Source organism: Bradyrhizobium sp. (assembly GCF_027307225.1).
Lineage (GTDB): Bacteria > Pseudomonadota > Alphaproteobacteria > Rhizobiales > Xanthobacteraceae > Bradyrhizobium.
The window spans coordinates 15,045-33,492 of the sequence record NZ_DAHUXJ010000065.1 but is presented as its reverse complement, the minus strand read 5'-3'; the positions used below and the strand labels follow the sequence as shown (position 1 = coordinate 33,492).

Here is an 18,448-nt window from a genome sequence, read left to right as displayed (position 1 = left end):
CGGACCTAGATGAGCCCCATCTTTCCGGCCTCATAGACTGCCTCCCCGCGTGAATGCACGGCGAGCTTCTGATAGATATTCTTCACATGTGAAATGACGGTGTGTTGCGACACGCCAAGCAACCGCGCGATCTCGCCGAAGCCGAAGCCCTTGGCGATGAAGCCCAGCACCTCCGACTCCCGCACCGACAGCGGGGTCTCCTCCATCGGCTGCACTGCCGCCGCGATTCCCGCAGGCTTGAGCCGCTTTAGCAACTGCCGGGCGATGACCGGACTGATCGGGGAGCCCCCAGCGCGCAGCTGTTTGATCAAGTGGACGAACTCCTGGGGCAGGCTGTCCTTGAGGATGTAGCCTGTCGCGCCTGCCTCGATGCTGGCGAGCACATGATCTTCGTCGCCGAAAACCGTGATAACCATGATGTCCGTGTCGGGATAGCGGCGCGCTGTTTCGCGGATCAGGTCGATGCCGCTACCGTCGGGAAGTCCCAGGTCCGTCAGCAACACGTCAGGTGTCGCCTTGCTCATCGCCTGACGGGCGGAGGCGACGTCAGCCACCGCGGCAAAGAGTTCGAGTTCGGAGTCGGAGGCCACGATCTTGCAAAACCTGGTCAGAAACGCCGGGTCGTCCTCGACTACCATCACTGTCGTCATGATGCCCTCTCCCAAGCAAGGGCCGCGGCATGCAAGGATAGGGGTTAATTTCCATTTTGAGCATACCGCAAACACGGGATGGCTGTCATATCCGTTGCTTGTTTTGAGGATGCCGGTCGACGATTTCGACCTGCGATCAACGACTGTATTCGGAAGGGTCGATCTCGAGCCTGGTTCCATCGTTGTCGCTGAGGGACCCAAAGCAGACCTGATCCCAGAGCAATTCGATGATCAACCGTACCGCTGGAGTAGGCCACGGGGCCGAGGTTGACTCATCGGGATAATCACGAACATGCACCATCTACCGCCCCTATCAGCGGTCCCCACTGACAGGTTTCGGCAATAACTTAAATGATATCAAATCGATAAGTCTCGCGGCGCGTTGTGCACAATCATCCTTCCGGCGATCCCTCGCCCTCGCAGGCCGACATCCAGATGACGAAAGCGATCGTCGGCATCGCCTCGCCGCTCGGCATTTCCGTGCACGACCACATCATCGTCGGCAAGAACGGGCATGCGAGCCTGCGCGGGATGAAGTTGATCTAGCCGAACGGCCGCCGATGCGAAACGGTGAACCGAACTACTGACGGCCAAGTCTAATCGGTAGGCGAACTTGCCGCACGCGCCGCCTCTGCGGCACGCCGCTGCAAGAAATCGCGCTCTCGTTTGTTGCTCGCGAGCGCGGCGGCCGACTCAAATGCCGCCCTCGCCTCCTCGAAACGTTCGAGCTTGCAAAGCAGGTCACCGCGAACGCTTTCAAGCAGATGGTAGGTCCTGAGGGCCGGCTCGCCCACCAGCCGGTTCGCGATCGCAAGTCCGGCCGCCGGTCCCTCGGCGATTCCGACCGCGACGGCGCGGTTGAGTTCGATGACGGGCGAATTCGCGCGTTTTGCCAGCTCTGAATAAAACGCCGAGATCCTCCGCCAGTCGGTCTCGGCCGCCGTCCCGGCCTTCGCATGGCAGGCAACGATCTCCGCCTGCAGCACATAAAAACCCCCAGCCCCGCCGAGTTCACGCGCGCGGCCCAGCGCCAGCATTCCTCGCCGGATCTGCAACTGGTCCCACAAGGCGCGGTTCTGGTCACCCATCAGGATAGGTTCACCCGCGGCATCTGTACGCGCTGCGGTCCGCGAAGCGTTCAGCTCCATCAACGCGAGCAGGCCATGGGCTTCGGGCTCGCGGGGTGCGATCGAGGTCAATATCCGGCCGATACGGAGCGCTTCCTGACACAGCTGCGGCCGCAGCCAATCCTCGCCGCGTGCGGCAGTATGGCCCTCGTTGAAGATGAGGTAGACGACTTCAAGCACAGCAGCGAGCCTTTCCGACAGCTCTTCCCGACGGGGCGTCTCGTAAACCAGTCCCGATTCGGAAAGCGTTCGCTTCGCGCGCACGATGCGCTGGGCGACGGTAGTTTCCGAAACCAGAAACGCCCTTGCTATCTCTTCGGTGGTCAGTCCGCAGATCATCCGCAGCGCCAGCGCCACACGCCCTTCATGCGACAGCAGCGGATGGCACGCTGTAAAGATGAGCCGAAGCAACTCGTCGCCGATGTGGTCATCGAGCGCGGCATCCATATCGGGCATCGCCTGCTGCTCCGCTTCCAGCTCGAGCGTGACCATTTCATGTTTGCGCGCGAGCATGCGGGCGCGGCGCAGCTGGTCCAGCGCCCGGCGCTTGGCCGTTGCCATCAGCCACGCTCCCGGCTGCTCGGGAATGCCGGTGGCTGGCCAGGACTCCAGCGCCGCCACCAGGGCGTCCTGCGTCAACTCCTCCGCCAGCGGCACATCGCGCAGCATCCTCGACAGGCTCGTGATGAGCCGGGGCTGCTCGATCCGCCAGACGGCAAGAATGGCGTGATGGATATCGGTGGTCGTCACGGCCGACCGCGACCGTTCCTGGGCACGGCGGTCAAGGGCCCGCGAACGCACGAAGTTCGCACGTTCCTTCCCAGCCGGGCATATGATCGAGGTGGAGTTGCATGAACTCTCGCGCCATCGCCACGGCCTCTTCCTTGTCGCGGAGCTCGAAAATCGCATAGCCGCCGACGACCTCCTTGGCTTCGACGAACGGGCCATCGATTACGCTCAGCTTGCCGTTCTTGATACGTACCTGGGCACCCGTCTGAACCGGCATCAGACCACCGTTGTCCAGCATGCGGCCTGCCTTGATCTCCCGGTCGGCAAGCTTGTGCATCGCTTCCATAAGTTCGGGCGTTGGATTTCCCGATGGACCGGGATGTGTGACGAGATACATGAAGCGCATGTCAAAACTCCCTCAGGGCGAGCCGCGGGCGCCTTGCCTGCGAACTGTCTCGCTAATGGTTCGACGAACCAGCCGGCTGCAGATCGACACGAGTCCCTCAAAAAAATTTGGCACCTTCGCGGCTACTGCCGCACCATGAGCAGAGGATCGGCGCTGTCGGGCACCAGACGCCATTGCGCGTTGTCGTCGGCTTCGAACTGCCAGGTCTCGCCTTTGTCAGACATCAGCTCGATCTGGCCGTGATCGAGCCGCCAATGCGTCGGCGCGAATGCGGCGACGATGGGATCGCATTTCGGCTTCAGGAACACCTTGAAATCGTCATGGCCCGTATCGGTGTTGGTTAGCGTCAGGCCGCAAATGGCCTGACCGTTGCCACGCACCATCGCCCAGTCGCCGATCATCTGGTCCATCGATTTGGCGAGCGAGCGCGCAGCGGCGAGATTTTGCAGGATGTAGACGCCCTCGCCCTGCCGCACACCTTCGAAAATGCCGCTCTCGACCTCGGTGAAGTCGATCACGGGCTCTCCGGCCGCATCCTGCAAGCGGACGATATCGAGTCCCCTGATGTTCCAGGCGACGATGTCCTTGGAGAATGGCAACGCCTTGGCGCAACTTGGCTCAAGCTCCAGTTTCAGGCCTTGTGGCGTCGTGTCGCCCTTTAGCGTCACGACGCAGGTCTTGCTGCGCTCCGTGGTGGCAAGCTCCCACTGGCCGATCATGTCCTTTTTCAGGACGGCGGCATCCTGCGCGGCGGCCGGATGTCCGCAGACGAGCGGCGCGGCCAGCAACATGATCGCCGCGCGGCGCATCAGCGGCCCTTCGCCGGCGTTTCCGCAATCGGGGTCAGCGGCGGTTTGCCGCCAAACCAGGCTTTCAGGTTGTCGACCACCAGCTGATCCATCGCATTGCGGGTGACGACCGACGCCGAACCGATATGCGGCAACAGCACCACATTCTGCATCGCCTTCAGTTCATCCGGCACGGCAGGCTCGTTGGCGAACACGTCGAGGCCTGCGGCCAGAATGGTGCCGGACTTCAATGCCGCGATCAACGCCTCTTCATCGACGACCGAGCCGCGCGCGACGTTGACGATAACGCCGCGCGGGCCGAGCGCCTTGAACACATCGGCGTTGATCATCTTCGCCGTCGAGGGACCGCCGGGCACGATCACCATCAGCGTATCGACGGCTTTCGCCATCTCGATCAGGTCGGGATAGTGCTGGTATTTGAGGCCTGAGACGGCATTACGCGAATGATAGACCACCGGCACCAGCGATGCCTCCAGCCGTCGCGCGATCGCCTGGCCGATCCGACCCATGCCGACGAATCCGACCTTGCGGTCGCGCAGCGAGCCGGCGCTCAAGGGGTATTGCTGCGTCGTCCAGAGGCCCGAACGAACGTAGCGGTCGGCCTTGACGAATTCACGCAAGGTCGAGATCAAAAGGCCCATCGCGATGTCGGCGACTTCCTCGGAGAGGACGTCGGGCGTGTTGGTCACGATAATGTTATGCTCGCGCGCATAGTTGGCTTCGACGTGATCGTAGCCGACGCCAAAGGACGCCACGATTTCGAGCTTCGGGAACATCGCCATCACGCCGCCGTCGCATCGGGCGGTGCCGTAGGTCACCGCGGCGCCGCGGATTTTCCCAGCCACCGCCGGACTTATGCGCTCGAGATCGGCGCGTGTCTCGGCGGGATGGAGAATGTATTGATCGGAAAAGCCCTTGTCGATGATCGGTTTGTTCGGTCCATAGATCAGAAGATCGATCTTCTCCGATGAGATATTTCCGCCCGCCATCTAATTTTCCTTTCCAATCGCGCTCTCGTGCCAGCGCCGCAGCAACAGATGCGAGGTTAGCGCCAGCAACCCATAAATGACAATTCCGGCGACTGAGAGCAACAGCAAGGCCGCAAACATTCGAGGAATGTTGAGCCGGTAACCGGATTCGGCAATTCGATACGCAAGCCCCGATCCCGCGCCGGCGGAGCCGGCCGCAATTTCAGCCACGACTGCGCCGATCAGCGACAGGCCGCCCGCGATGCGAAGCCCGCCCAGCACGAACGGCAGCGCCGCAGGCAGCTTGAGAAAGAACAGGGTTTGCAAAGGCGATGCGCCATAAAGCTGAAACAGGCCGGCGAGATTTCGATCCACCGAACTCAGACCGAGTGTCGTGTTGGATAGCACTGGGAAAAAGGCGACGATGAAGGCGCAGACCACCACGGCGGTGGATTGCGACAGGTAAATCAACAGCAGCGGCGCGATCGCGATCACGGGGGTGACCTGCAACACCACCGCGTAGGGGAATAGCGAATATTCCAGCCACTTCGACAGATTGAACAATAGCGCCAGCGCAACGCCACCGATCGCCGCCGCGACAAAACCTTCGAACGTCGTCAAAAGCGTGGTGAGCAGCGATTGCGAGAGCACGCCCCAATCGCGGATCAGTGTTGCAAAGATGGCTGACGGCGCAGGCAGTACGTAGGGCTGGATGTCATCGAGGCGGACCACGAGTTCCCACACGCCGATGCCCGCCGCGAGCACGATGATGGGCAACATGAGGCGAACGAGACGTGCAGCGCCGTTGCCCTGAGACGGTGGAGCGGCAACCGATCGAGAGGCGTTGGGCGCGATCATGCGGATTGCCCCGAATAGGCAGGCGCCAGTGCTTCCGATACCTTGCGGCAGTAGCCGGCATAATCGGCGGAGGTACGAAACTCCTCGCCGCGCGGCTCGGCGGTTTCGACGCCGATTTCAGTGGCGATGCGCCCGGGCCGCGATGTCATCACCAGCACCCGCTGCGACAGGTAGACCGACTCGAAGACGGAATGGGTGACGAAGATGACGGTCTTGTACAGGCTGCGCCAAAGCGCCAGGAGATCATTGTTGAGACGGAAGCGCGTGATCTCGTCGAGTGCTGCGAACGGCTCGTCCATCAACAGGATGTCGGGATCGGTGACGAGCGCGCGGGCCAGCGAGACCCGCATCTTCATTCCGCCGGACAGTTCGCGGGGGTGGCTCGCTGCAAATTCAGAAAGCCCGACCTGCGCCAGCGCCGCGTCGATACGCTCGCTGGATTCCGAAAGCGAAACATGCGCGAGTTTCAACGGCAGGCGGACATTCTCGCGCACGGTAGCCCACGGCATCAGCGTCGGCTCCTGAAACACAAAGCCGATCGGATGCCGGCCGTTCTCAGTTCGAGCCGGCCGCGCCACTTCGACGGTGCCCGAGGTCGGATTGCTCAGACCGGCAATCAGCCGGAGCGCGGTCGACTTGCCGCAGCCGGATGGCCCGAGCAGGGAGACGAATTCGCCACGGCGCACGGCGAGATTGATCGGCCCGAGCGCGACGACGCCGTTGTCATAGGCCTTGACGACGTCGCGCAGATCGACCGCAAGCCCTGCGGGTTCAATGCCCGATCCCCTCGACGCCGGCGAGTTCGCCATTTCCCGGCAACCTAATTCCTGGGCCTGAGATCGAGGCCGACACCCTTGTTGATGAAACGAAGTGTGTAGGACTTGCGATAATCGATATCGGGACGAACGACATGGGCGCGCACCATCTTGTCGAAGAAGCTTGCCATCCGCGCGTCGTTGATGGCGCCGATGCCGTCGTGCAAGGCATCTCCGGAATCGACGATCCCGTATTCCTTCATTTTTGCGACGGAAAACGCGAGCATTTCGTCGGTCATTTCCGGATTGAGTTTCCTGATCATCGCATTGGCCGCGGTGTTGTTGCCGTAGAGATAGTTGTACCAGCCGATCATCGAAGCGTTCACAAAGCGCTGCACCAGATCCGGCTTCTTGTCGATCACGTCGCGACGCGTCTCGATCAGCGTCGAATAGGTGTTCCAGCCATAATCGGCGAGCAAAATTACGCCGGGCTTGAATCCGGCCGCTTTCTCGACCCCATAGGGTTCTGACGTGACATAGCCCTGCATCGCGCTATGCTTGTCGGCGATGAACGGCTGGGCATTGAAGGTATAGGGCTTTACCTTGTCTTCGCTAAATCCATATTCCGACTTGAGCCACTGGTAATAGCTTGAGATGCCCTCCTTCGAGACGAACAGCGTCAGCGGCTTGAGCTCCTCGAGTTTGGTGATCTTGGATTCCGGATGCGTCAGGAAAACCTGCGGATCCTTCTGGAAGATCGCCGCCACCGTGACGACCGGCACGTTGTTGGCCACTGCGTCGAACGACATCAGCGTGTTGGCGGCCATGAAGAAGTCGATCCTGCCCGCGACCAGCAGCATGCGGTTGTTCTCGTTCGGACCGCCGGGCACGATCGTGACGTCGAGGCCATATTTTTGGTAAGTGCCGTCGGCAAGGGCCTGATAGAATCCGCCGTGCTCACCCTCGGGCACCCAGTTGGTGCCGAAAGACACCTTGTCCAGCTTGGTCTGGGCGTGTGCCGGCGATGTGGCACCCACCATGGCCCCCAGGAAAGCCGTTAACATCAGCGGCAAAAGAGGTGGCTTCATGGTTAGACTCCGCGGGCCTTTGGCCGCATGATGCGAACGATAGAGAACCCATACAAACTATCTTTGTGCCATGACTGCAACCCTCCCGCCCCGCGATTGGAATGACCTTGGCCGGCTTGACCCAGCAGGTGTCGATCGCGCGCGATGGATCGCGGTGTTGCCGCTGGCGGCGACCGAGCAGCACGGACCGCATTTGCCGCTCGAAACGGATGTGTTGATCGCCGAGGCCTATCTCGCGCGGGTGCGAGAACTGCTAACCAACGCCATGCCGGTCACCTTTCTGCCGATCGAGCGCATCGGAATCTCATCCGAGCATACCGACTTCCCCGGGACGCTGACGCTATCTCCGGAAGCCGCCATCCAGAACTGGATCGCGCTCGGCGAAAGCATCGCGCAGGCCGGTCTCAAAAAGCTCGTGATCGTCACTAGTCACGGCGGCAACAGCGCCGCGATGAGCCTGGTGGCGCAGGAGCTGCGCACGCGCGCCAAAATGCTGGTGGTGACGACGGCCTGGGGCCGACTCTCGTCGGCCGAGACGCTGTTTCCCGCCGAGGAGATCGAGCACGGCATCCATGGCGGCGCCGTCGAAACGTCGATCATGCTGGCGCGATATCGCGAACAGGTGCGGCGCGAGAGAATCGCCAATTTCCGCCCCTCGACCATTGCGATGAAGAAGGAGTTTCGCTGGCTCTCCACCCAGCGCCCCGCGCCCTTTGCCTGGCAGACCCAGGATCTTCATCCGAGCGGCGCTGTGGGCGATGCGACGCTTGCCTCCACAGAAAAGGGCGAGCGCTTGCTGGATCAGGGCGCCCGCGCTTTCTGCGAGTTGCTCGCCGAGGTCGACCGCTTCGACCTGCAACGTCTGTCCAACCGTCCGCAAGCCTGACTGCGGTTCCTCGCTGACCCGGCACGCGTTACCGGCGCATCCGGGGCCGCGGTTGACATAGTATAGGGGGGTACCCTATATTTCGCTTTAGCGATGTCCCATACCATCAAAGAGAAAAAGAAGCTGATTGCGCGCGTCGGCCGTATCCGCGGCCAGGTCGAAGCGATCGAGCGGGCCTTGGCGGAAGAGGCTGGATGCGAGCGCATCATGCACATGATCGCGGGCGTCCGCGGCAGCGTTGCGGGGCTGATGGCCGAGGTGGTCGAAGACCATATTCGCACCCATCTGGTTGACCCGGAGAAGAATCCCGGCGTGCTGAATGCGGAAGCCGCTGACCAGCTCATCGATGTGGTTCATACCTATCTGAAGTGAGGCGAACATGACGAACCAAGGCACTGCCTTTCAGGCCTCGCCGCACAGCCATGTGTTTTTGGGTCCCGACCACGCGCGCGCGGAGCGGCGGACTTGGGCGGTCATCGTGCTCTGCACGGCCATGATGCTGGCGGAGATCGTCGGCGGCGCCCTGTTCGGTTCGCTGGCCTTGATCGCCGACGGTCTGCACATGTCGACCCATGCCGGCGCGCTGCTGCTCGCCGCGCTCGCCTACACATTTGCGCGCAGATACGCCACCGACCCGAATTTCACGTTCGGAACCGGCAAGTTCGGCGACCTCACCGGCTATTCCAGCGCCATCGTGCTGGCGATGATCGCGCTCCTGATCGCCTATGAAGCCGTGCTTCGTTTCCTCAATCCGGTTCCGATTGCGTTCAACGAGGCGATCCCGATCGCGGCGCTCGGGCTTCTGGTCAATATCGCCAGCGCCTGGCTATTGGCCGACGGCCATCACCACGGCCACGGCCACGCGCATCACCACGATCATTCGCATGGCCATGGGCATTCTCATGACCATTCGTATCACCACGATCACGCCCACGACGACGATCACGACCATGATCATTCCGATGGGCGGCATCACCGCGATAACAACATGCGCGCTGCCGTCATTCATGTCGCGGCCGATGCCGCCGTCTCGGTTCTGGTCATTATCGGCCTGCTGCTCGCGCGTGCGTTTGGCTGGATCTGGATGGATCCCCTCGCCGGCCTGATCGGCGCGCTTGTGATCGCGATCTGGTCGATTGGGCTGGTACGCGACACCGGCGCCATCCTGCTTGACCGCCTGCCCGACGCCGGAATGGCCGAGAAGGTCAAGCGCGCGATCGAAAGCGAGGGCGACCGGGTCACCGACCTGCATCTCTGGCGGCTCGGACCCGGACACCTCGGCGCCATTGTTTCGATCGCGACGTCAGCGCAGCGCGAGCCGGCTCACTATCGGCAGCGGCTCGCACATTTCGAGGACTTGTCGCATGTCACCGTCGAGGTCCAGCACCTCGCCTAAATCTGCGGTTGACAGCGGCAGGAACCGGGCGTAGGTGCCGCGCGTGCTTATTGATTCTAGTACCGCTTTATCGAGCTGAAGTCCCTGATCGAATTCGCCGCTTGTGCTGCAGGGACTTCAGATCGGCGATACTAGTGCGGCGAATTTGAAGTTCCCATCAGTTTCGCCGTGAGTTCGTTATAGGAACTTCAAATTCAAAGCCGCACTAGAATCAATCAGTTGCTAGAGCTCCTTTGATTGCGAAGTTCGCATTGGAGAGGCCGCAATAGCTTGCGAACTTCGGAATCGGAGCTCTAGTTACATTAGTGTCAAACAAATCCTTCAATCCTGACAACAGCCATATCAATCGACCATGGGCAGTACCACCTTCGGCAACGTCATCCCGGCCCTGCCCGGGACTACGATGCCGGCGACATTCAAAATTGATCGCGTCGGCTTTCGCTGCGTGAGGATTGGCGGTCCCGCTTAGGCGGACTGTTCGCTCCCCGGCCTGCCGCGCTGATCGCGGAAGTGGAGGCGAGCGATGTTCAAGAAGAACAGCAATATATTTCCAGCCTGCCTGTTTGGCGCGGGCCCTCGCTTTGCCCAGAATCCGCAAAACCAAACGGGAATCCGGTCATGATCACGTCGATCGACCAGACCGCGTTCAACCTCGGCGTTGCGACGCTGCTCGGCGCCTGCATCGGGTTTGAGCGGCAATGGCGCCAACGGATGGCGGGCTTGCGGACCAACACGCTGGTTGCGATCGGCGCGGCGAGCTTTGTCGTATTCGAAAGCCTGTTTCCGGGCGAGGCAAGCCCGACTCATGTCGCCGCGCAGGTCGCCTCGGGGATCGGCTTCCTCGGCGCCGGCATCATCTTTCGCGAGGGACCTCAGGTCACCGGCCTCAACACGGCGGCGACGCTGTGGTGCTCGGCCGCGGTCGGACTGCTTGCAGGCGGCGGACGTCCGCTGCACGCGGCGGCGGCGACGGCGTTTGTCGTGCTCGTCAACCTGACCCTGCGGCCGCTGGTCCGGCTTATCAACCGCCAGCCGTTTGCGCAGGCCGAGACCGACTTTTGCTACAGGGTCCGCGTCGTCTGCCGCAGCCCCGAAGAGGCCCATGTCCGGGCCCTACTGTTGCAGGGCACCGGCAACGGCCAGCTCAGCCTGCGGCAGCTTGACAGCACCGATCTGGAGGAAAGCGGACGCGTCGAGGTCAACGCCAGGCTCACCTCGGCGATCAAGAATGACGCGGTGCTCGAACAGGTCGTGGGCCGCCTCAGCCTGGAGCCGACCGTTTCGGCAGCGAGCTGGAGCGTCGGACCCATTCTGGAATAAGCAGACTTGCAATTGCGAAAATCCGATGCTCTTTCAGATCCCAGCTCGCCGATAGACCGGTCATCAAGACAGCCTGTCCCCAAGGCATCCGAACCAAGGCAGCACGCATGACGCTGGACGAAATCCTTACGCCGAGACTGGGACAGGCGCTGCGGCCGAACATCTGGGACGTGGTCGCTCTTGTGCTGGTCGTCGGCGCGATGGTGCTGATCGTCTATGGCGGCGAGCAGACCACGCTGCCGCTATCGGCGCTCGACACCTCTCCGGTTTCGCTCGATCCCAGGCATTTGCCGCTTTATGCGCTGCGCACGACGATGCGCATGCTGCTTGCCCTCGTCTGTTCGATCATTTTTACGCTTTGCTACGCCACGCTCGCCGCCAAGAGCCGACGGGCGGAAATTGTGCTGATCCCGCTGCTCGACATCCTGCAATCGGTGCCGATCCTGGGCTTCCTCACCTTTACGGTCGCGTTCTTTCTGAATCTGTTTCCCGGCCAGGTGTTCGGCGCCGAACTCGCCTGCGTGTTCGCGATCTTCACCAGCCAGGCCTGGAACATGACCTTCAGCCTGTACCAGTCGATCCGCAACGTGCCGAAGGATCTCGAGGACGCCTCGCAGAGTTTTCATCTATCGGGATGGCAGCGTTTCTGGCGACTTGACGTGCCCTTCGCCATGCCCGGCCTGATCTGGAACACGATGATGTCGATGTCGGGCGGATGGTTTTTTGTCGTGGCTTCGGAGGCCATCACGGTCGGTAACACCACCGTCACCCTGCCCGGCATCGGCTCTTATGTGGCGCTTGGTATCGAGAAACAGGATCTGCCGGCGATCGGCTATGCCATCCTGACCATGCTGCTCGTGATCATTGCCTACGACCAGTTGCTGTTCCGCCCCGTCGTAGCCTGGGCCGACAAGTTTCGTTTCGAGCAGACGGCATCCGCCGCAGCTCCAACTTCCTGGATGCTCGACCTGTTCCGCCGCACGCGCGCCTTGCGGGCGCTGACCGCGCCTTTCGCGGCCGCCAACAAGGTATTTTCGAACCTGCATGTGCGACTGCCGGAAGGCCTGCGGCTGCCCATGAAGGCCGAGTCGTCGTCGCGCCTCGTCGATGCTCTCTGGCTTGCGTTGATTGGGGCCGCGACCTGCTACGCCGGCTGGCGTGCCTATCGGTTCATGTCGACGACGTTGACCCTGCCGGACGTCTTCACGGCCGTGGGCGACGGCTTCATCACGCTCGCCCGCGTCATCGTGCTGATCTCGCTGGCCTCGCTGATCTGGGTGCCGATCGGCGTCTGGATCGGCTTGCGGCCGAAAATCGCCGAACGCGTGCAGCCCCTGGCGCAATTTCTGGCCGCCTTTCCGGCCAATCTCGCCTTTCCGGTATTCGTGCTGATCATCGTGCGCCTCGGCCTCAACGCCAATATCTGGCTGAGCCCGCTGATGATCCTCGGCACCCAGTGGTACATCCTGTTCAACGTGATCGCGGGCGCGAGCGCCTTCCCGAGCGATCTTCGTGAGGCCGCCGGCAGCTTCCACCTGCGCGGATGGCGGTGGTGGATCAAGGCGATCCTGCCGGGAATTTTCCCCTATTATATCACGGGCGCGATCACCGCCTCAGGTGGCTCTTGGAACGCTTCGATCGTCGCGGAAGTGGCGAGCTGGGGCAACACCCACCTGATGGCCAGGGGACTTGGTTCCTATATCGCTCAAGCGACCGAGGCCGGCGACTTTCCGCGCGTCGTGCTCGGCATCCTCGTGATGTGCGTCCTCGTCACCTTGTTCAACCGCCTGATCTGGAGGCCGCTTTACGCCTTCGGAGAACGCCGCCTTCGCCTCGGATAAACGCAAGTGCGGCGAATTTGAAGTTCCTATCAGGGTCGCGACATGTTCTTCATAGGAACTTCAAATTCGAAGCCGCACTAGTGGAGTGGATTTGACATTCGCTACCCACCTGGCCACGAGTTCGTCAAGCGAATGTCAAATCCAAAACTCCACTAGAATCTAATATTTGCTAGTGGTCCAGCAATTCTAACATTCGCAGAAGTGGCCGCCGAGAAGGGATGCGAATGTTAGAATTGGACCACTAAAAGACCATTATTTGCCAGAGCTCCTTTGATTCCGAAGTTCGCATCAGAGGTCGCCGCGATAGCTTGCGAACTTCGGAATCGGAGCTCTGAAGGGAAGTCCCGATGCTCGATACGTTCAAAGAAGCCAACCTGCTCGATATCCGCGGCGTTTGCCGGTCCTTCCCGAAGGGCAGCGGCGAGGAATTGCTGGTTCTTGAGAAGGTCGACCTGACCATCCGTTCAGGCGAGATCGTCGGCCTGCTCGGCCGCTCCGGATCCGGCAAGTCGACGCTGTTGCGGATCATCGCAGGGCTGGTCAGCCCGTCATCTGGCGACGCCAAATGCCGCGGCGAGACCATCGTGGGACCGCCGAACGGCGTCTCCATGGTGTTTCAGTCGTTCGCGCTGTTTCCATGGCTGACGGTGCTGCAGAACGTCGAACTCGGCCTCGAAGCGCTGGGCGTCGAGAGCGCCGAGCGACGCAAGCGCGCGCTGGCGGCGATCGACCTGATCGGCCTCGACGGATTTGAATCCGCCTATCCGAAGGAATTGTCGGGCGGCATGCGCCAGCGCGTCGGCTTTGCACGAGCGCTGGTCGTGCATCCGGATCTGCTCTTGATGGACGAGCCGTTCTCGGCGCTCGATGTGCTGACGGCAGAGACGCTCCGCACCGACCTGATCGATCTCTGGATCGAAGGCCGCCTGCCGATCAAGTCGGTCTTGATGGTGACGCACAACATCGAGGAAGCGGTGCTGATGTGCGACCGCATCCTGGTGTTTTCGTCCAACCCCGGCCGCGTCGCCTCCGAGATCAAGGTCGACCTGCCGCATCCGCGCAAACGCCTCGACCCGGCCTTCCGCCAATTGGTCGACAGCATCTATGCCCGCATGACGCAGCGCCCCGAGCCAAAGGCGCCGACGCTCGAAGGCATCCAGGGCACCGGCGTCGGCATGATCCTCAATCACGTCTCCTCCAACGTGTTGTCGGGCCTGATCGAGACGCTGGCCGCGCCGCCCTACAACGGCCATGCGGACTTGCCGGTTCTGGCCAATCACTTGCAGCTCGAGGCGGATGAAATCTTCCATCTCGGCGAGTCGCTGCAGCTTCTGCGCTTTGCCCAGTTGAGCGAGGGCGACCTGATGCTGACCGATGCCGGAAAGCGTTTCGCCAACCTGGAAACCGATGCCCGCAAACGGCTGTTCGCCGAGCATATGATCAACTACGTGCCGGTCATCGGCCTGGTCCGGCGGGTGCTTGACGAGCGGCCTTCGCACACCGCGCCCGAAGCGCGCTTTCGCAACGAGCTGGAAGACTATATGAGCGAGCAGGCGGCCGACGAAACGCTGAAGACCATCGTGTCATGGGGACGTTATGCCGAACTGTTCGCCTATGACGAACAATCGGAAACCTACAGCCTCGAAAACCCGCATTAGTTCCGGCCGTCATCCCCGTACAGGCAGGGACGAATCCATTTCTACCCTACCGGCGCGAAGCTATCCGGCCGCGCCATCGTCCAGGCTTCGGCAAAGCGTGGATCGCTGGTGCCGTCGATCAGTTCGCCCGGACGAAGCGACGGATAGAGCTTGGCGAAGGTCTGCACTTCGGTCGTCGACGTCCTCTGCGAAAAGTGAATCGGCCGCAGGTCCTGCGGATGCTCGAGACCGGCGGCAGCCAGAAGCTCTGCCAGCGCATGCAGCGTCGCGTGATGATAGTTGAAGACACGCTCGATCTTGTGCGGCACCACCAGCGCGCGGTTACGCGAAGGATCCTGCGTGGTCACGCCGGTCGGGCAGCGATCGGTATGGCAACTCAGCGACTGGATGCAGCCGAGCGCGAACATGAAACCTCGCGCCGAATTGCACCAGTCGGCGCCGATCGCCATGGCGCGCGCCATGTCGAAAGCCGTCGCGATCTTGCCCGAAGCGCCGATGCGGATGCGGTTGCGCGCATTGATGCCGATCAGCGCATTATGGACGAAATTGACGCCCTCGCGCATCGGCATGCCCAGATGATCCATGAATTCGAGCGGGGCGGCACCGGTGCCGCCTTCGTTGCCGTCGACCACGATGAAATCGGGATAGATGCCGGTCTCCAGCATCGCCTTGCAGATGGCCAGGAACTCCCAGGGATGGCCGATGCACAATTTGAACCCGGCCGGCTTGCCACCGGACAGGCGGCGCATCTCGCCGATAAAGGCCATCATCTGAAGCGGCGTCGAGAATGCGCGGTGCGATGCCGGCGATATGCAATCCTCGTTCATGGCAACGCCGCGGATCCGGGAAATCTCCTGCGAGACTTTGGCCGCCGGCAGCACGCCGCCATGACCGGGCTTGGCGCCCTGACTCATCTTGAGTTCGACCATCTTGATCTGCGGATCGACAGCAACGCGGGCAAACTCGTCGGTATTGAAGCTGCCGTCGAGGTTACGACAGCCGAAATAGCCGGAGCCGACTTCCCAGATCAGGTCGCCGCCGTTTTCGCGGTGATAGGGGCTGACGCCGCCTTCGCCGGTATCGTGCGCAAAACCGCCTTTCTTCGCGCCCGCATTCAGCGCACGCACCGCGTTGGGGCTGAGCGCACCGAAGCTCATCGCGGAAATGTTGAAGACCGAAGCCGAATAGGGCTTGGCGCAATCCGGCCCGCCGATCGTGATGCGGAATTTCTGGCCGGCGTGAACCTTCGGCGCCACCGAGTGGTGAATCCACTCGTAGCCTTGGCGATAGACGTCCTCCTGCGTGCCGAACGGCCGCTTGTCGAGCACCATCTTCGCGCGCTGGTAGACCACCGCGCGGGTATCGCGCGAGAACGGCATGCCGTCCTTCTCGCTCTCGAAGAAGTATTGCCGCATCTCGGGCCGGATTTCCTCGAGCAGGAAACGCAAATGCGCCGAGATCGGATAGTTGCGCAGCACCGCGTGGCTCTTCTGCGTCAGATCGCGAATGCCGAGCAGCGTGAGCGCGCCAAAGATCACCAGGGGAATGAATACCAAATCGAGCGTCTTGTGATCGACGACGCCGATTCCCAGAAGCAGCGCCGTCACCACCGCGCATATCGTGAGCAGGATGAAACGCGGCGAGAACGGCAGCAGCAATGTTTCCATGGGCCCCTCGGTGGTCAATCAGCCGGTCTTTGTCATCGTGCAGCTTGGCGGGCTCGCGCGAATTGGCCAATCACATTACCGGCTGCAACGGTCACGGATGCGACAATTGGCGGCCAGGTGATTTGGCTTTCGCTCAGGCTACCCAATCACCTGAAGGGTGATCAATCCGGCAGGTGGCCGGGCCGATCGCGCCAAACTCGGTTTCGCACTGCAGCGTAGCTGCTTTCCGCGCAAATCGGTGGACCAACAGAGCTCAGTGACCGTGTGTCCGTAGTTCACCGGGGATGTGCTTCTTCTCCAGACCATGGTGGGCCAGCCATTCGTCAGTGCTTCGGATCGAGCGCTCGATATGCTCGGACGTCAGCGAAAAATCGTAAGGAGACCCTAGCAGGGGGCACAACGGCGGCACCACGAAGTATTCGATGTCGGGCGGAAGCTCTTCCAGGTCGCTCACCAGCTGCCGCGCGATCAAAAGCGTTAGCGCATGCAGCGCATTGGCGACTGCGCCGACCGGCGGCTTATCGCTCGCGCAAGCATATCCGGTCGGCAGGATGATCAGGCGGCGCGCACCTTTCTCGATCGCGACCTTGACCGGCGTATTGGCGGAGATGGCGCCGTCCGCGAGGTAACGACCTTTGTAGGGCACCGGCGCGAATGCCCCGGGTATAGAGGTCGAGGCCACGATCGCTTCAATCGCCGAGCCCGCCGAAAGCACGACGCTCTCGCCGGAAACGATATCGGTGGTGACGATATGGATCGGCAACTGCGCATCCTGCAGCTTCCGAAAAGGCAGGTGGTCTTCAAGCAGCTTGCGGATGCCCTCGTGCGAGATCAGGAAGTCGCGACGCCAGATGAACCCCAGAAGCGTCCGCCAGGTGATCGGGAAAACGTCATGGCGCGTCAGCCCGCGCCAGATGGTTTCGAGCTCGAGAACGCCTTTCAATGTAGGGGTTCCGGCAAAATAGGCACCATTGATGGCGCCGACGCTGGAGCCAACCACCATGTCGGCGGAAACGCCGTTAGCGACAAGCGAATGCAGCATGCCGACCTGGATCGCACCAAAGCTGCCGCCGCCCGCGAAGACAAACGCCGTCTTTGCCGTATCGTCCTGAACAGACGCGGACAAGGCCTCCCCCCGAATTTGACGCGCCCCCCGATAGACCCGCGCTATTTTCGAAAACTATAGCAAAGCCTTCCATGACCCGCATCATCAAGAGTGGGTGTTTGCCGCCGCGCGACGCCGCGCATCGCTCCTCGAGCGAACGGGGGCGAAGTTCTTTATCGCCGACTGAACGATTCCCTTGATTTATTGCGCGTCATTCCGGGATGGTCCGCAGGACCAGACCCGGAATCTCGAGATTCCGGGTTCGCGCTAATGCACGCCCCGGAATGACGAACGGAGCTTTAGCGCTCCACGAACGCCTTCTCGATCACGAAGTGACCGGGCTCGCTGTGGCTTCCTTCCGCGAAGCCACGGGCATCGAACATCTGGCGCAGCTCTTCCAGCATCGCCGGGCTGCCGCACATCATGACGCGGTCGCCTTCGATATTCAGCGGCTCCTGGCCGATGTCGTCGAACAGCTGCTTGGAGGTGATCAGGTCGGTGATGCGGCCGCGGTTGCGGAAGGGCTCGCGGGTCACGGTCGGATAGTAGGTCAGCTTCTCCGCCAGCAGCGGTCCGAACAATTCGTCTTCCTGCAGGTTCGCGACCAGTTGCTCGCCATAAGCGAGTTCCGAAACCTGGCGGCAGCCATGCACGAGCACAATCTGCTCGAAGCGCTCGTAGACGTCCGGATCCTTGATCAGGCTTGCGAACGGAGCCAGTCCCGTACCGGTCGACAGCAACAGCACGCGCTTGCCGGGAAACAGGTTGTCGGCAATCAGCGTGCCGGTGGCTTTGCGGCCGACCAGGATGGTGTCACCTTCCTTGATCTTTTGCAGCCGCGAGGTCAGCGGACCGTCGGCAACCTTGATCGAAAAGAATTCGAGCTCGTCTTCATGATTGGCGCTCGCCATCGAATAGGCGCGCAGCAGAGGCCGTCCGTCGACCTCAAGTCCAATCATCGCGAACTGGCCGTTCTGAAACCGAAAGCCGGTGTTCCGGGTGGCGCGGAAGCTGAACAACGTATCGGTCCAGTGCTGCACAGAAAGAACCTTCTCTCGATGAAACGCGCTCATCTCTTTTCCCGCTTCCGTCTTGGCTGGGGGCCAACAGGGTCTTGCCGCTCAAAGCGGCAGAAGCCTCTGTGGCGATTGAGGAATTACAGGTATTTAAGTAGCCGATTTTGAC

At 61.6% G+C, this 18,448-nt stretch carries 17 protein-coding genes and 1 pseudogene; 7 read left to right on the top strand and 11 right to left on the bottom strand.

What is annotated here, in order from left to right; genetic code table 11:
- Positions 1 to 5: 5 nt before the first annotated feature.
- Complete coding sequence (locus tag M6D32_RS11005; protein ID WP_298255932.1) at positions 6 to 650, bottom strand: response regulator transcription factor; 645 nt, start codon at positions 648 to 650, stop codon at positions 6 to 8.
- 381 nt (positions 651 to 1,031) lie between these two features.
- On the opposite strand from M6D32_RS11005, the pseudogene M6D32_RS11000 reads away from it, so the two are divergent.
- Positions 1,032 to 1,196 (top strand): annotated as a pseudogene (locus tag M6D32_RS11000) (JAB domain-containing protein); the annotation flags it as partial.
- A gap of 50 nt (positions 1,197 to 1,246) precedes the next feature.
- Here M6D32_RS11000 and M6D32_RS10995 read toward each other — a convergent pair.
- The 7 genes from M6D32_RS10995 to M6D32_RS10965 all read right to left on the bottom strand — a co-directional run bounded on the left by M6D32_RS10995 (position 1,247) and on the right by M6D32_RS10965 (position 7,390).
- Positions 1,247 to 2,527, bottom strand: coding sequence for an RNA polymerase sigma factor (locus tag M6D32_RS10995; protein ID WP_298255931.1), 1,281 nt, complete (start codon positions 2,525 to 2,527; stop codon positions 1,247 to 1,249).
- A gap of 31 nt (positions 2,528 to 2,558) precedes the next feature.
- On the bottom strand, positions 2,559 to 2,912 hold the full coding sequence (locus tag M6D32_RS10990; protein ID WP_298255930.1) for a YciI family protein: 354 nt from the start codon (positions 2,910 to 2,912) through the stop codon (positions 2,559 to 2,561).
- Positions 2,913 to 3,034: 122 nt separating this feature from the next.
- Positions 3,035 to 3,721 carry an AprI/Inh family metalloprotease inhibitor gene (locus M6D32_RS10985; RefSeq protein ID WP_298255929.1) on the bottom strand — a complete coding sequence of 229 codons (687 nt, stop codon included), beginning with the start codon at positions 3,719 to 3,721 and terminating at the stop codon, positions 3,035 to 3,037.
- Positions 3,721 to 4,710 (bottom strand): 2-hydroxyacid dehydrogenase, encoded by a 990-nt coding sequence (locus M6D32_RS10980; RefSeq protein WP_298255928.1) that lies wholly within the window; start codon positions 4,708 to 4,710, stop codon positions 3,721 to 3,723. Before M6D32_RS10980 ends, M6D32_RS10985 begins: the two co-directional genes overlap by 1 nt.
- Positions 4,711 to 5,469 (bottom strand): ABC transporter permease, encoded by a 759-nt coding sequence (locus M6D32_RS10975; RefSeq protein ID WP_298255927.1) that lies wholly within the window; start codon positions 5,467 to 5,469, stop codon positions 4,711 to 4,713.
- A gap of 74 nt (positions 5,470 to 5,543) precedes the next feature.
- Positions 5,544 to 6,356 (bottom strand): ABC transporter ATP-binding protein, encoded by an 813-nt coding sequence (locus tag M6D32_RS10970; protein WP_298255926.1) that lies wholly within the window; start codon positions 6,354 to 6,356, stop codon positions 5,544 to 5,546.
- 11 nt (positions 6,357 to 6,367) lie between these two features.
- Entirely contained in the window at positions 6,368 to 7,390 is a 1,023-nt protein-coding gene (locus M6D32_RS10965) for an ABC transporter substrate-binding protein (protein WP_298255925.1), read from the bottom strand.
- A gap of 70 nt (positions 7,391 to 7,460) precedes the next feature.
- Between M6D32_RS10965 and M6D32_RS10960 the strand changes: the two genes are divergently transcribed.
- The 6 genes from M6D32_RS10960 to M6D32_RS10935 all read left to right on the top strand — a co-directional run bounded on the left by M6D32_RS10960 (position 7,461) and on the right by M6D32_RS10935 (position 14,491).
- Positions 7,461 to 8,276: a creatininase family protein gene (locus tag M6D32_RS10960; RefSeq protein ID WP_298255924.1), complete on the top strand. Its 816-nt coding sequence runs from the start codon at positions 7,461 to 7,463 to the stop codon at positions 8,274 to 8,276.
- Between the two features lie 93 nt (positions 8,277 to 8,369).
- Positions 8,370 to 8,648 (top strand): metal/formaldehyde-sensitive transcriptional repressor, encoded by a 279-nt coding sequence (locus M6D32_RS10955; protein WP_298255923.1) that lies wholly within the window; start codon positions 8,370 to 8,372, stop codon positions 8,646 to 8,648.
- A 7-nt stretch (positions 8,649 to 8,655) separates the two neighbouring features.
- Positions 8,656 to 9,672 (top strand): CDF family Co(II)/Ni(II) efflux transporter DmeF, encoded by a 1,017-nt coding sequence (gene dmeF, locus M6D32_RS10950; protein WP_298255922.1) that lies wholly within the window; start codon positions 8,656 to 8,658, stop codon positions 9,670 to 9,672.
- Positions 9,673 to 10,290: 618 nt separating this feature from the next.
- Positions 10,291 to 10,992 (top strand): MgtC/SapB family protein, encoded by a 702-nt coding sequence (locus tag M6D32_RS10945; protein ID WP_298255921.1) that lies wholly within the window; start codon positions 10,291 to 10,293, stop codon positions 10,990 to 10,992.
- A gap of 107 nt (positions 10,993 to 11,099) precedes the next feature.
- Positions 11,100 to 12,833, top strand: coding sequence for an ABC transporter permease subunit (locus M6D32_RS10940; RefSeq protein ID WP_298255920.1), 1,734 nt, complete (start codon positions 11,100 to 11,102; stop codon positions 12,831 to 12,833).
- 347 nt (positions 12,834 to 13,180) lie between these two features.
- Positions 13,181 to 14,491, top strand: coding sequence for a nitrate/sulfonate/bicarbonate ABC transporter ATP-binding protein (locus M6D32_RS10935; RefSeq protein WP_298255919.1), 1,311 nt, complete (start codon positions 13,181 to 13,183; stop codon positions 14,489 to 14,491).
- A gap of 41 nt (positions 14,492 to 14,532) precedes the next feature.
- Here the strand turns inward: M6D32_RS10935 and M6D32_RS10930 are convergent, their stop codons facing one another.
- The 3 genes from M6D32_RS10930 to M6D32_RS10920 form a co-directional block, all read right to left on the bottom strand.
- Complete coding sequence (locus tag M6D32_RS10930) at positions 14,533 to 16,158, bottom strand: FMN-binding glutamate synthase family protein (RefSeq protein WP_298255918.1); 1,626 nt, start codon at positions 16,156 to 16,158, stop codon at positions 14,533 to 14,535.
- Between the two features lie 253 nt (positions 16,159 to 16,411).
- A complete protein-coding gene (locus tag M6D32_RS10925) occupies positions 16,412 to 17,284 on the bottom strand; it encodes a patatin-like phospholipase family protein (protein ID WP_298255917.1) in 873 nt (290 codons plus the stop codon).
- Between the two features lie 278 nt (positions 17,285 to 17,562).
- On the bottom strand, positions 17,563 to 18,336 hold the full coding sequence (locus M6D32_RS10920; protein ID WP_298255916.1) for a ferredoxin--NADP reductase: 774 nt from the start codon (positions 18,334 to 18,336) through the stop codon (positions 17,563 to 17,565).
- Positions 18,337 to 18,448 lie beyond the last annotated feature (112 nt).

Excerpts from the sequence above, each read along its gene's own strand:
- M6D32_RS10975 (WP_298255927.1), bottom strand. The coding sequence starts at position 5,469 with ATGTTGCCCATCATCGTGCTCGCGGCGGGCATCGGCGTGTGGGAACTC.
- M6D32_RS11005 (WP_298255932.1), bottom strand. The coding sequence starts at position 650 with ATGACGACAGTGATGGTAGTCGAGGACGACCCGGCGTTTCTGACCAGG.
- dmeF (WP_298255922.1), top strand. The coding sequence starts at position 8,656 with ATGACGAACCAAGGCACTGCCTTTCAGGCCTCGCCGCACAGCCATGTG.
- M6D32_RS10945 (WP_298255921.1), top strand. The coding sequence starts at position 10,291 with ATGATCACGTCGATCGACCAGACCGCGTTCAACCTCGGCGTTGCGACG.
- M6D32_RS10970 (WP_298255926.1), bottom strand. The coding sequence starts at position 6,356 with ATGGCGAACTCGCCGGCGTCGAGGGGATCGGGCATTGAACCCGCAGGG.
- M6D32_RS10980 (WP_298255928.1), bottom strand. The coding sequence starts at position 4,710 with ATGGCGGGCGGAAATATCTCATCGGAGAAGATCGATCTTCTGATCTAT.
- M6D32_RS10935 (WP_298255919.1), top strand. The coding sequence starts at position 13,181 with ATGCTCGATACGTTCAAAGAAGCCAACCTGCTCGATATCCGCGGCGTT.
- M6D32_RS10940 (WP_298255920.1), top strand. The coding sequence starts at position 11,100 with ATGACGCTGGACGAAATCCTTACGCCGAGACTGGGACAGGCGCTGCGG.
- M6D32_RS10965 (WP_298255925.1), bottom strand. The coding sequence starts at position 7,390 with ATGAAGCCACCTCTTTTGCCGCTGATGTTAACGGCTTTCCTGGGGGCC.
- M6D32_RS10985 (WP_298255929.1), bottom strand. The coding sequence starts at position 3,721 with ATGCGCCGCGCGGCGATCATGTTGCTGGCCGCGCCGCTCGTCTGCGGA.
- M6D32_RS10930 (WP_298255918.1), bottom strand. The coding sequence starts at position 16,158 with ATGGAAACATTGCTGCTGCCGTTCTCGCCGCGTTTCATCCTGCTCACG.
- M6D32_RS10990 (WP_298255930.1), bottom strand. The coding sequence starts at position 2,912 with ATGCGCTTCATGTATCTCGTCACACATCCCGGTCCATCGGGAAATCCA.
- M6D32_RS10960 (WP_298255924.1), top strand. The coding sequence starts at position 7,461 with ATGACTGCAACCCTCCCGCCCCGCGATTGGAATGACCTTGGCCGGCTT.
- M6D32_RS10920 (WP_298255916.1), bottom strand. The coding sequence starts at position 18,336 with ATGAGCGCGTTTCATCGAGAGAAGGTTCTTTCTGTGCAGCACTGGACC.
- M6D32_RS10955 (WP_298255923.1), top strand. The coding sequence starts at position 8,370 with ATGTCCCATACCATCAAAGAGAAAAAGAAGCTGATTGCGCGCGTCGGC.